Source organism: Marinobacter sp. M5B, from assembly GCF_042604615.1.
In the GTDB taxonomy this organism is placed as follows: Bacteria; Pseudomonadota; Gammaproteobacteria; order Pseudomonadales; family Oleiphilaceae; genus Marinobacter; species Marinobacter salarius.
Genome location: NZ_CP156894.1, coordinates 3,739,144 through 3,751,277, shown reverse-complemented (window position 1 = coordinate 3,751,277; position 12,134 = coordinate 3,739,144). Strand labels below are relative to the sequence as shown.

Here is a 12,134-nt window from a genome sequence, read left to right as displayed (position 1 = left end):
ATCTGGTGTACTGAAGATGTGTTAGTCTCTGAAAGCGACTAAAGGAGCTCCTGCTCCACTGCATCTTTGGGCCAACGGACGGCTCCTTTTTACGCCTCTAGTATTACCCCGCCAGCCCGGTAACCACAAACCAGCCGGTCACCAGCGTGAGCGACGTTGCTACAATTGCCAACAACCCGTCCCTCGCTACGATTGCCAGCCCGAAGGCCGTCAACGCAGCGCCGCCACCATTGGCGCTGAAGGGCACCACCTCCATCGCCGGCATGGCCAGAGCCACCAGCATGCAGATAATGGCCATCACATAGAGCCCTGGCCCGTCCGCCAGAAACACCAGGCGCGGCCCTGTCCAACGATCCAGAAAACGAGCCGGTTTTTGCAGCCAGTCCAGTCCCTTCAAGAGCTTGTCCTGGGGCACGGAACGCTGGGAAATCCAGGACGGCATCCAGATGGTGCGTCTGTGGAACAACAGTTGCCCCAGCGTCAGCAGAACCACCAGCCCCAGAATGGTTGGAACGCCGGGAATGTCACCGATCAACGGCGCCAGGGTGATCAGCCCTGCTACGAGCACCACGGGCCCGAACGAACGTTCCCCCACGCCATTCATGATATCGTTCACCGACACTCGCCCGGCTCCGGCCGCCGACTCGCGAATCTGCTCCAGCAGTTGTTGCATGTTGGTAGGATCGCCATTATTGCGCATAGATAGGGCTCTTCCTCGAATCAGGGTAACGTCTGCCAAATCCGGCCTTTAAAACCTACCATTCTCGATAATCGGAAAACAGCGATTGCGACCGAACCGCAGCGGAAATGATTGAAGCCTTTGCAGACCAGGACTAATCTCGATCCAGCGATAACAAAAACTTCAGAACCCGGAAATCCCCATGGCAGACTTGCTCAACGTTGACTGGATGCTCACCCTCAACCACCTGCTGTTGATGGCCATTGCCTACCTGCTGGCGTTCCCCATCGGTTTCGACCGGGAAGAGCAGGGGCCCAGGATCGGCCTGAGAACCTTCCCGCTGGTGGCCGTGGTTTCATGTGGCTTCATGCTCGTTGGTCGAGCCGTCATCGACTCCCCGGGCGAACAGGGCCGCGTACTGCAAGGCATTGTCACCGGCATCGGTTTCATTGGCGGCGGCGCCATCCTCAAGGACGACAGCCGCGTAATCGGCACCGCCACCGCCGCGAGTATCTGGAACTGTGGCGCGATCGGTGTGGCTGTTGCGTACCACCACCTTGAGATTGCCATAGCCCTGAGCGCCCTGAACTTCTTCACGCTGCGCTACATGGGAAGGCTGGTGCGGTCGGTGACCGGTGAGCCTGTGGTTGAAGATGGGCAGACAACCAAGCCTGTGGAAGTTCGGGAGTCTGATAACGAAAAAAGCCCCTGAAATCAGGGGCTTTCTTGCGGTTGGTTGGTGGAGACGGCGGGAATTGAACCCGCGTCCGCCAGTACTCAGCCTTGAGGTCTACATGTTTAGCGTCTCTCTATTGATTTAAGTTCAAGCGACCCGAGAGCCAGGGTGCAAGAACCGAGTTCTTTAGATCTTAGCCGTTAGCCAGTGAACTCTGGAAAACGGAGCATCCCGTAAGCGATGACGTCCTGAGATGTTGCTTCCGGGCTACGGGCGACCCGGTCAGGACGACTAGCAGCTTACGCTGCTAGTGCGTAGTTTTCGTCGTTTGCGACTATTGCGTTGCAGCTTTGGATTAACGAGATTGGCTGCCATCTCGACATGCACCCAAGGGTTCGCCACCGGCGTCGAAGCCATGTCGTCCCCTTACCGACAGTATATGTGGCTGCTTCCGCCAACTTCAAGGTTTTCCTGGTTTTGTTTTGTGGTGTCGGGTGGTCAGTTGTACCTATCAACTGGCAGCCCGGGCGGTGTTCTGTTCGCTGTTGTGCAGCGCGGCGTCCAGGAGTCCGGCAAAGCTGTCGCGGAAATGCCCCATCACACTAGCCGGGTCGGCCTTGATGTTCTTGTCGATGGTGATGCCGAATTGCACCGTGCCGGCATAGCTGAATATGCTCAAACCGATGCCGATATTGCCGCTTTGGGGCACCCAGAACATGGGTTGGATGAGCTTTGCTCCCGCCAAATATACAGGTTCTTTTGGGCCCGGCACGTTAGTGAGTATCGCAGAGGCCTTATTGCTGAGCATGGAGAGCGCCCGCCGCTCAAGGACATCCGGGCCGCGCCCGAACAGGTCCAGCAGGCTGTAGGTTACCTGAGCCTGGTAGGAGCGTTTGAGGCGGTTCATGTTTTCCTGAACCTGGCGGAACCGCATGATCGGATCGGTCTCCTCCACGGGCAGGGTGACCAGCACCAGCCCGAACTGGTTGCCCAGGGTTTCGATCGGCTGTCGCATCGGGCGCAGGTTAAACGGTACGGCAACGCGAACGCCGCATTCCGGCGTGGCCTCGCCGGTGGCTAAAAAATGCCGTTGCAACGCGCCGGCGGCGGCACACAGCAGCACATCGTTGGCGGTGCCGCGCAGGGCTCTGGCGCACACCTTCACTTCGGCGAGACTCAGCGGGTCGGCCCAGGCGACATGCTTGCGACCGCTCAGGGGTGTTTTCAGGCAGGTGTCTGGTTCCGCCGGGGAGAGGCCCAGCTTGAGCAGGTCGACGGCGATGTTGCCCGCGGTAGTGGCCAGTTTGAACGGGTAGCCCGGCTCGTTGCGGATGGACTTCAGAAACAGGCCTGCCTGGTCGATGGCGGTTTGTCCATTATGCAAAGCCCGGCTGGCGAGCTGTCGTAGACCTTGAGGTGCATGGGTCTTGGATTGGCTGGATGTCGATACCCGGCTGAGTCTCGGTTCCGGGGAGTTGTCGGTCAGCGAAAGCAGCACACGCACCAGTGAAATGCCGTCAGCAATGCAGTGATGGATGCGAACCAGCAGGGCACAGCCACCCTGATAGTTCTCGATATAGTGGATTTGCCAGAGCGGGCGCCGGAAATCCAGCGAGGTGCTGGTCAGGTCGCTGGTCAGTGTTTGCAGCTCCTGTTTGCCTCCATCGCCGGGAAGGGCAAGAACGTGAATATGGTTGTCGATATGAAAGAGTGGGTCGTCCTGCCAGTACGTGCGGTCGCCTTCGGTGACGACGCGCTGTCGAAAGCGCCGGAAGGTGAGAAAGCGTTCGTCGAGCGTTCGCTTGAGGCGCTTGAGGGCAATGGGCTGATCAAACACCAGCACCGCTGAAATCATCATGGGGTTCTCGGGGCATTCCATGCGTAGCCACGAGCGATCTACTGCAGACATGGGTGTTTGTCGGCGTGTCATCACTTGCTCCCTTTGGTTCCCGTCTGTCCCTGGGTGGCCGCTGTCCGTATGCGGATTGGGGTAAGGGATCGAGTATAGGCTGATCAGAGAGGGGCTAAAAGAGGATGCAGATGCGACATAAAATGCGGGGAGAAGACGCCGGGCCTGGGGCCCGGCCAGCGGATCAGACGTTGGTTTCGCGGAGGATGCGTTGTTTCTGGCGGTTCCAGTCCCGTTCTTTCTCGGTGGCACGCTTGTCGAAGAGCTTCTTGCCTTTCACCAGGGCAATTTCGCATTTCACCTTGTTCTTCTTCCAGTACATGGCCAGCGGAATGCAGGTATGGCCTGCCTGGTTAACCTTGCCGACGATCTTGGCAATTTCCTTGGCGTGCAGCAGCAGTTTGCGGGTCCGGGTCGGGTCCGCGATAACGTGGGTTGAGGCGGCGGTGAGCGGGATGATGTGGGATCCCAGCAGCCAGGCCTCTCCGTCCTTAAGCAGCACGTAGGCATCGGTGAGCTGCGCTTTGCCGGCACGGATGGATTTTACTTCCCATCCGAGCAGGGCCAGGCCCGCCTCAAAGCGTTCCTCGATGTGGTACTCGTGTTTTGCCTTTTTGTTCAAGGCAATGGTGGCGCTCGGAGCGCCGGGTTTCTTCTTGCTCATGAATCGTTGATCCGGAGTCGGACAGAAAATTTACCGTGCGTAATCGTGCCGGAAAAGCGCGCATTGTAGCCCAGTAGTACCAGACTGGTCACGAAATCGGCGCGATTGACTGAGTCGATGGTCGTATGGGCTGTGATTCCTCCGCTACAATGTGCGCTGAGATGTCGTCAGGGAATGGAATGCCTACTCCATACGAAACACCAATCGGGTCGTGGACCCGGCCAACCACTTTTTTCTGGGCCGCGACCGGGGCAACCTTTGGCCTCGCGAACGTGTGGCAGTTTCCCTACCTGGCCGGCCAGCATGGCGGCGGGTTGTTCATATTGCTGTACCTGGCGTGCCTGTTGCTGGTCACGCTGCCGTTGATGGTCACCGAATCCGCGATGGGAAGATACGCCCGCCATGGATTGGTTCTGGCGATGGATGGTTTCGTTCGCAGCGCGCGACGGTCCCGGGCGTGGATGTGGACTGGTCGTCTGGGGGTGTTGGCGGCTTTTCTGGTGCTTTCCTTTACGGCTGTTTTCGGTGCCATCGCTCTGGCCTACGTATTCTACGGAGCCATGGGCCGGTTTATTGGCGCCGGCGAGGCTGAAGCCGCAGGTATCCTCTCCGCGTTGGTGTCGGACTCGCGGGACTATCGCGTGTTCATGGGCTGGCACGGATTTTTCCTGTTGCTGGTGGTGTGGGTGTCGATGCAGGGCGTGGTGGACGGTGTCGAGCGTGCAGTACGGGTGGTGGCACCGGCGATGATGCTGATTCTGCTGGCGCTCTGCGGTCTGGCCGCCTGGAGTGGGGATTTCCGCAGTGCGTCGGACTTCATGCTGGATTTCCGCCCCGCCGACGTGACCCTGGACAGTTTGCGGGCGGCGTTGTTTCACGCGTTTTTCACTCTTGGGCTCGGAATGGGCGTGTGGACCCTGTTCGGTGCCTATACACCCGCGGACACTCGCCTTAAGCGTTCCGTGCTGGCTGTGGTGTTGATGGACACCCTGATCGCCATCGGGGCCGGGTTGGCGATTTATTCGTTGGCGCCCGATGGCCATTCCATGGAAGGTGAGCGCGGGTTCGGGCTGCTTTTCCTGTCGCTGCCGGTGGCCCTGGCGGATCTGCCGGGCAGTCAGTTTCTGGTGGCAGCCGTGTTCCTGGTCATCGTGATGATTGTGTGGACGACGTCTCTTTCATTGCTTGAGCCGGTGGTCGGTTGGTTTCAGGAGTGGACAGGCGCACCAAGGGGCTTGTCCGCCTTTCTGATGGGCAGCTCAGTCTGGCTGGCGGGGCTTGGGTCGTTGCTGTCCTTCAATCTATGGTCTGACGAGCGTTTCGCCGGGGGCACCTTGTTCCGCTGGCTTGAGCTGATCACGGGTGGCCTGCTGATTCCACTGGTGAGTATCCTGATATCCGTCTTCGCGGGCTGGTACCTGACCCGAAATCTGACCTTCACCATATTGGGAAAGGCACCACGCCTGATTGGCCGTATATGGTTCTGGGTGATGCGCTTGATCTTGCCGCTGGTGGTGGCGTATATCGGTCTGCAGTACACCGCCACGTCGCTGGTGGCGTTGTGCGACAGCGGTAGCAACGGATTGTGGTGCAAACCTACCGTAGAGTTGGCACCAAGCTCAATGACGCCAGCTGCCCCCGATGCGGGTGATTCCAACAATGAAGCCGGTGATGCCGGTGGGGGTGGCGAGCCAGAGACCAATCCGGGCGAGCCAGGAGAGAAGAGCGGTAAGAATGGCCCGGCTGGGCAGGAAAGTGACCCCAACAACGGTGATATCCTTTATCATAGCGTCTGATATTGGCGTCCCGATTAAAGGGGCTCCCCCTTTGCAGGGTCTTCAACTCAAGAGTATTCGCAAGCAGGACGTCCGGTTCCAATGCCCCATCAGATCGACAAGACCGCGCTGGTTATGCACTCGGCGGAACGCATGTTCCACCTGGTCAACGATGTTGCCAGCTACCCCGACTTTCTTCCCTGGTGTTCAGCCAGCCAGGTGCACGAGCAGACAGACCACGAAATCATGGCATCCATGGATATCGCCAAAGGTGGTATCCGTCACCGGCTGACCACGCGCAACCAGCTGTACCTGCCGCATACCATTGAAATGAGCCTGGTGGATGGTCCTTTCCGTAACCTTAGCGGTCGTTGGCAGTTCAAGCCCCTGCAGAATAACGCCTGCAAGGTGATTCTCACGCTGGAATTTGAGTTTTCCGGATCCTTGTCGAGGATGACGTTCGGGCCGGTCTTCAATCAGGCTGCGAATACCATGGTGGACGCGTTCTGCCGTCGCGCAGACCAGGTGTATCTCGGGGGATAACAATGATTCGAGTTGAGGTGGCCTTTGCCAGGCCAGACAGGCAGGAAATCATCAGCTTGAGTGTCGAAGAGGGCACCACGGCTGTGGAGGCTGTGAAGCGTTCCGGCATTGTTGCCATATTTCCTGAGGTCGATCCGGAAAATGGCGATATGGGAATCTTCGGTAAGGTGATCAAGAATCCGTCCGCCCACGAGTTGCGGGACGGCGACCGGGTTGAAGTTTACCGGCCGCTGCAGATCGACCCCAAGCAGGCCCGGCTTAACCGGGCAAAGAAGAAGGGTTAAGGCTTGAGGCTGGCTCAGTAGGCGGGCGTTTCTTCCAGCAGCTGGGCTTCGTAATGGGAATACTGGTCGTTATCGTAGTAGACGATGACCCGTTGTTCCTTGATATCGCCACCACTGCGCTGGAAGGTATACACATAGTACTCCCGGGACGGATCGGCGGGGTTGGTCATCAGCGGGGTGCCCAGCAAGGAGTGGACCTGGCTGCGGGACATGCCCTCGGCCAGTGATGTCAGCTCTTCGTCGGTCAGTATGTTCCCCTGTTGTACATTGATCTTGTATACGCCTGGGAAAACACAGCCAGCCATGATGAGAGTTAGAATGAGAGCTGTGAGCTTTTGCATCGCCGGGGGAAATCCTCTATCTTGAAATCGCCTGCCAGGGGCAGGTGTGACACGGTCTGACCGTTAACATGCGGCTTCATCATACCGGAAGCCGTGAGGCACACCAAAGAGTGAATCGTAACATGTCATCCGAAAACACCGAATTACGAAAAGTCGGTCTTAAAGTCACTCTGCCAAGAGTGAAGATCTTCAATATTCTGGAGAACTCCGAGGAGCATCACCTCAGCGCCGAGGATGTGTACAAAAAGCTCCTCGAACAGGGTGATGACGTGGGCCTGGCAACCGTCTACCGGGTGCTGACTCAGTTTGAGGCAGCTGGCCTGGTTCTGCGCCACAACTTTGAAGGTGGGCACGCCGTATTTGAGATGGCCGGCGACGATCATCATGATCACATGGTCTGCACTCAGACCGGCGAGGTCATTGAGTTCGTCGATGAGGTGATCGAAGAGCGGCAGCAAAAAATTGCCAAAGAACGAGGCTATGAGATTGTCGATCACAGCCTGATTCTTTACGTCAAACCCCTCAAATCCTGATCATTCAGGATTTGTTCCGGAAAAAGAAAAAAGGGGGCGGGGTTTTAGCCCGCCCCAACAACTCTCAGGATCGAGAGGGGAATACGCTTACCTTTCAAACTGTTCAGTGATGCGTAGCCTGGCCTTTCGTGAACATTTCGTGGGCATGGGCAATGGTGTGTTCGGTCATATCCACACCACCGAGCATTCTTGCCACTTCGCTGACCCTGCCATTGTCGTCCAATGACTCGATCTTCGAGTAAGTGGCGTCTGATTCCGTAAACTTGCTGACGAACAGGTGCTGATGGCACTGGGCCGCTACCTGGGCAAGATGCGTGACGCACAACACCTGTCCATTACTGCCCAGGCTGCGAAGCAAGCGACCAACCACTTCGGCGGTGCCGCCACCAATGCCTACATCCACCTCGTCAAAGACCAGTGTTGGTGTGGTGGAAGTTTGCGCAACCACCACCTGAATGGCCAGGCTGATGCGTGAGAGTTCGCCACCCGAGGCTACCTTGGCTAGCGGACGTGCGGGCTGGCCCGGGTTGGCGCTGACCAGGAATTCAATGTCTTCCAGGCCGTGGGGCGCAGGCTCGTCGCCTTTGTTGCGGCTCAGGTGGGTTACGAACTGGACCGCTGGCATGCTCAGTTGGGCGAGCTCCTCCGCGATGCGCTGATCGAGGTTGGCAGCAGCCTGTTGGCGTGCGTTCGACAACTCGGTGGCCAGGGTATTGAAGTGGCTTCGCTGTTCTTCCAGTTCCGCCTCCAGCTTCTCAACGCTGCCCTCGCCGTCGTCCAGCGATGCCAGTTCGGCACTCAGGCTCTGGTGGAATTCCGGGAGTGTCTCCGGTGTGATGCGGTGCTTGCGGGCCATCTGGTAAATGGCACTCAGACGCTCTTCCACTTCGGCCAGTCGGGCTGGGTCGGCGTCGTAATCTTCCACAAAGTGGCGCAGGTTGTCGCCAGCCTCGGTGATCTGAATCTGGGCTTCATTCAGCATCTGGATGGTTTCCGTCAGTGCCGGTACCTCCACCGGCAACTGCTCCAGTTGCTGTAAAGCCTGGCGCACCAGATCCGCTGCGCTATTCTCATCTTCCGTGCATAGCAGGGTAGCCTGATGGCTGTTGTGTAGCACCGTGTCGGCATGGCTGAGCCGTTCCTGTTCTTTCTCCAGCTCTGCCTGCTCTCCGTCTTCCAGCGCCAGGCGATCCAGTTCTTCTACCTGGTAGCGCAGTAGCTGCAGGCGGGCTTCTGTCTCATCGGCATTCTGCTGGCGTTCGGTCAGCCGCTGGCGGGTTTTGTGCCAGGCTTTCCATGCATCCCTGGTTTGCTCTCCCAACGCTTCTGCGCCAGCGAACTCGTCCAGCAGTTTGCGGTGGGTCTCCTTGCGCAGCAGGGACTGGTGCTGGTGCTGGCTGTGGATGTCCATCAAGGCGCTGCCCAGATCTTTCAGGTGGGCAAGGGGGCAGGGCTGGCCGTTGATGTAGGCGCGAGAGCGGCCATCCTTGCTGATCACTCGGCGCAGGATGCATTCGTTGTCATCGTCGAGCTCATGGTTTTCCAGCCATTGCCGGGCCTCGGCAATGCGGGACACGTCGAAAGTAGCGGTAATATCGGCGCGTTTGGCACCATGGCGTACGGCGCCAGCGTCGGCGCGCCCGCCCATGGCAAGGCCGAGGGCGTCCAGGACAATGGATTTGCCGGCACCGGTCTCTCCGGTCAGCGCCGTCATACCCTTTCCAAACTGAAGTTCGACCCGCTCGGCAATGGCGTAATTGGAAACAGTGAGCTGTGTGAGCATGCAGAGGTCCTCCGCTCAATTCCTGAATACTGTGATTACATACAGTTACTGTGAATATATACAGGGTTTTTCCTGTTTGCAAACATCGGCTGGCGAATTTGTGAATGAATGAGGTGCGCAACGGTTGAAACATCCGATACGGGCCCCATATCCGTTCGCAAACATGTTTTTTTCGGCCCATGGCGGTCGGAAACCAAACGTTAACCGGCCGGTCGTCTGGCCGCCGACGATCAAGCAGGAGTAGTCATGAGCGCTGACGAGAATCGTAACGAACAGGTGGAAGAAGAGTTGAAAGACACTGCGGAAGCCGCTCCCGAGGAAGAAACGGCGACGGAAGACAGTGCCGAAGCCGCTCCGGAAAGCGAAGTTGAGGCCCTGAAGGCCCAGGCGCAGGAGTTTCAGGAGCAGATGTTGCGTTCCCAGGCGGAGATGCAGAATGTTCGCCGTCGCGCTGAGATCGATGTGGAGAAAGCCCACAAATTCGCGCTGGAGAAGTTTGTGAAGGAGCTTCTGCCGGTCGCTGACAGTCTGGAAAAGGCGGTTGAAAGCACAGAGGGGCATGAAAGTGCCGGCGAACTGGTGGCCTCTATTCGTGAAGGGGTCGAGATGACTCTTAATCTGTTCATGGGGAGTCTAGGCAAGTTCAATGTGGTTCAGCTTAACCCCGTGGGTGAGCCGTTTGATCCCCAGCAGCACGAGGCCATGTCCATGGTGCCGGCACCTGATGCCGAGCCCAACAGTGTGGTGGCTGTGGTCCAGAAGGGCTACACCCTGAACGATCGCCTTGTTCGTCCCGCGATGGTGGTGGTCGCCAAGGCTGAAGACGCGCCAAAAATCGACGAGCAGGCTTGAAAAGCAGATTAAAGCGCCAATATAGCCAGTAAACAGGCGGCGCACCGGGACTCCGGGGCAACTTTCAAGGCAGCCGGAACTGAATTGAACAACCGAATTGGAGTAATTGCATGAGTAAGATCATTGGTATCGACCTGGGAACCACAAACTCCTGTGTAGCCATTATGGATGGCGACAAGGTCAAGGTTATCGAAAACGCCGAGGGTGATCGCACTACCCCGTCCATCGTGGCGTATACCGAAGACGGTGAAACGCTGGTAGGTCAATCTGCCAAGCGCCAGGCGGTCACCAACCCGAACAACACCCTCTACGCCATCAAGCGTCTGATCGGTCGTCGCTTTGAAGACGACGTGGTCCAGAAAGACATCAAGATGGTGCCGTACAAGATCGCCAAGGCAGACAACGGTGATGCCTGGGTCGAAGTGAAAGGCGAGAAGATGGCGCCGCCGCAGGTGTCTGCGGAAATCATCAAGAAGATGAAGAAAACCGCAGAAGACTATCTGGGCGAGAAAGTGACCGAAGCGGTTATCACCGTGCCGGCCTACTTCAACGACAGCCAGCGTCAGGCCACGAAAGACGCCGGTAAGATCGCTGGTCTGGACGTGAAGCGGATCATCAACGAGCCAACTGCTGCTGCGTTGGCCTATGGTCTCGACAAGAAGAGCGGTGACCGTACTGTTGCTGTTTATGACCTGGGTGGTGGCACCTTCGACATCTCCATCATCGAGATCGCCGATGTGGACGGTGAGCACCAGTTCGAAGTGTTGGCCACCAACGGCGACACCTTCCTGGGTGGTGAAGACTTTGACATGAAGCTGATCGAGTATCTTGCCGATCAGTTCAAGAAAGACAGTGGCATTGACCTGCGTGGCGACTCGTTGGCGATGCAGCGACTGAAGGAAGCGGCTGAGAAGGCGAAGATTGAGCTTTCCAGCAGCCAGCAGACCGATGTGAACCTGCCTTACGTGACGGCAGACGCCAGTGGTCCCAAGCACATGAACGTGAAAGTGACTCGTGCCAAGCTGGAGTCACTGGTTGAAGAGCTGGTCGAGCGCAGTCTCGCGCCGTGCCGCACCGCGCTGGAAGATTCCGGTGCCAAGATCGGTGAAATCGACGAAGTCATCCTGGTCGGCGGTCAGACCCGCATGCCGATGGTTCAGGAAAAAGTGAAGAACTTCTTCGGTAAGGAAGCGCGTAAGGACGTGAACCCGGATGAAGCTGTAGCCATGGGTGCTGCCATCCAGGCGGCCGTGCTCTCCGGTGATGTGAAAGACGTTCTGCTGCTGGACGTTACCCCGCTGACCCTGGGTATCGAAACCATGGGTGGCGTGGCGACACCGCTGATCGACAAGAACACCACGATCCCGACCAAGAAGTCGCAGACTTTCTCCACTGCGGATGACAACCAGACTGCAGTGACCATTCACGTGGTCCAGGGTGAGCGGAAGCAGGCGACACAGAACAAGTCACTGGGTCGCTTCGACCTGGCGGACATTCCGCCGGCGCCCCGTGGTACGCCGCAGATCGAAGTCACCTTCGATATCGATGCCAACGGTATCCTGAACGTGTCGGCCAAAGACAAGGCGACCGGTAAAGAGCAGTCCATCGTCATCAAGGCGTCTTCAGGTCTGAACGACGACGAAATCGAGAAGATGGTTCAGGACGCGGAAGCCAACGCCGACGAGGATCGCAAGTTCGAAGAGCTGGTCCAGGCCCGCAACCAGGGTGACGCGATGGTCCATACCGTGCGCAAGACCCTGGCCGATGCTGGTGACAAGGTGTCCGACAGCGAGAAAGAGTCTATCGAGGCTGCGATCAAGGAGCTGGAAGAAGCCCTGGCTGGTTCTGACAAGGACGACATCGAGGCCAAGACTCAGAAGCTGACGGAAGCGTCTTCTGAAATGGCCCAGAAGATGTACGCGGATCAGGCAGAGCAGGCGCAGCAGGCCGGGGGCGAAGAGTCTGCCCAGTCCGGTTCCAGCGACGACGCCGTTGATGCCGAGTTTGAAGAAGTCAAAGACGACGACAAGCGATAAAACTTAAGATCATCAGGCAGTTGGAAAACGCGGGAGCTCTTCCGCGTTTTCCTCGTTTT

Annotated in this window: 12 protein-coding genes and 1 other RNA gene; 7 read left to right on the top strand and 6 right to left on the bottom strand. The window is 57.8% G+C overall.

Annotated elements, in window-relative coordinates:
* Positions 1-103 precede the first annotated feature (103 nt).
* Positions 104-700: an exopolysaccharide biosynthesis protein gene (locus tag AAGD24_RS17010; protein WP_075194308.1), complete on the bottom strand. Its 597-nt coding sequence runs from the start codon at positions 698-700 to the stop codon at positions 104-106.
* Positions 701-881: 181 nt separating this feature from the next.
* Here AAGD24_RS17010 and AAGD24_RS17005 point away from each other — a divergent pair, with 181 nt between their 5' ends.
* On the top strand, positions 882-1,391 hold the full coding sequence (locus AAGD24_RS17005; RefSeq protein WP_036212145.1) for an MgtC/SapB family protein: 510 nt from the start codon (positions 882-884) through the stop codon (positions 1,389-1,391).
* A gap of 25 nt (positions 1,392-1,416) precedes the next feature.
* Here the strand turns inward: AAGD24_RS17005 and ssrA are convergent.
* The 3 genes from ssrA to smpB form a co-directional block, all read right to left on the bottom strand.
* Positions 1,417-1,781: a transfer-messenger RNA gene (ssrA, locus tag AAGD24_RS17000) on the bottom strand.
* 85 nt (positions 1,782-1,866) lie between these two features.
* Positions 1,867-3,285 (bottom strand): wax ester/triacylglycerol synthase family O-acyltransferase, encoded by a 1,419-nt coding sequence (locus AAGD24_RS16995; RefSeq protein WP_228210113.1) that lies wholly within the window; start codon positions 3,283-3,285, stop codon positions 1,867-1,869.
* A gap of 163 nt (positions 3,286-3,448) precedes the next feature.
* Complete coding sequence (smpB, locus tag AAGD24_RS16990; protein WP_007153125.1) at positions 3,449-3,928, bottom strand: SsrA-binding protein SmpB; 480 nt, start codon at positions 3,926-3,928, stop codon at positions 3,449-3,451.
* Between the two features lie 179 nt (positions 3,929-4,107).
* Between smpB and AAGD24_RS16985 the strand changes: the two genes are divergently transcribed.
* The 3 genes from AAGD24_RS16985 (at position 4,108) to AAGD24_RS16975 (ending at position 6,530) form a co-directional block, all read left to right on the top strand.
* Positions 4,108-5,724 (top strand): sodium-dependent transporter, encoded by a 1,617-nt coding sequence (locus AAGD24_RS16985; RefSeq protein WP_213479684.1) that lies wholly within the window; start codon positions 4,108-4,110, stop codon positions 5,722-5,724.
* An 81-nt stretch (positions 5,725-5,805) separates the two neighbouring features.
* Positions 5,806-6,246 carry a type II toxin-antitoxin system RatA family toxin gene (locus AAGD24_RS16980; protein ID WP_036212167.1) on the top strand — a complete coding sequence of 147 codons (441 nt, stop codon included), beginning with the start codon at positions 5,806-5,808 and terminating at the stop codon, positions 6,244-6,246.
* Between the two features lie 2 nt (positions 6,247-6,248).
* Positions 6,249-6,530: an RnfH family protein gene (locus tag AAGD24_RS16975; RefSeq protein WP_036212170.1), complete on the top strand. Its 282-nt coding sequence runs from the start codon at positions 6,249-6,251 to the stop codon at positions 6,528-6,530.
* A 14-nt stretch (positions 6,531-6,544) separates the two neighbouring features.
* Here the strand turns inward: AAGD24_RS16975 and AAGD24_RS16970 are convergent, their stop codons facing one another.
* On the bottom strand, positions 6,545-6,871 hold the full coding sequence (locus AAGD24_RS16970; protein WP_007153121.1) for an outer membrane protein assembly factor BamE: 327 nt from the start codon (positions 6,869-6,871) through the stop codon (positions 6,545-6,547).
* Between the two features lie 122 nt (positions 6,872-6,993).
* Here AAGD24_RS16970 and fur point away from each other — a divergent pair, with 122 nt between their 5' ends.
* Positions 6,994-7,404 carry a ferric iron uptake transcriptional regulator gene (fur, locus tag AAGD24_RS16965; RefSeq protein WP_007153120.1) on the top strand — a complete coding sequence of 137 codons (411 nt, stop codon included), beginning with the start codon at positions 6,994-6,996 and terminating at the stop codon, positions 7,402-7,404.
* Between the two features lie 103 nt (positions 7,405-7,507).
* On the opposite strand, the gene recN is transcribed toward fur, so the two are convergent.
* Positions 7,508-9,187, bottom strand: a complete 1,680-nt coding sequence (recN, locus tag AAGD24_RS16960) for a DNA repair protein RecN (RefSeq protein ID WP_041333796.1) — start codon at positions 9,185-9,187, stop codon at positions 7,508-7,510.
* Between the two features lie 246 nt (positions 9,188-9,433).
* On the opposite strand from recN, the gene grpE reads away from it, so the two are divergent.
* Both grpE and dnaK read left to right on the top strand, forming a co-directional pair.
* Positions 9,434-10,039, top strand: a complete 606-nt coding sequence (gene grpE / locus AAGD24_RS16955; RefSeq protein ID WP_036212177.1) for a nucleotide exchange factor GrpE — start codon at positions 9,434-9,436, stop codon at positions 10,037-10,039.
* Between the two features lie 110 nt (positions 10,040-10,149).
* The gene (gene dnaK / locus AAGD24_RS16950; protein ID WP_036212180.1) at positions 10,150-12,075 is read left to right on the top strand and encodes a molecular chaperone DnaK; all 1,926 of its coding nucleotides are present in this window, start codon (positions 10,150-10,152) and stop codon (positions 12,073-12,075) included.
* Positions 12,076-12,134: the final 59 nt, after the last annotated feature.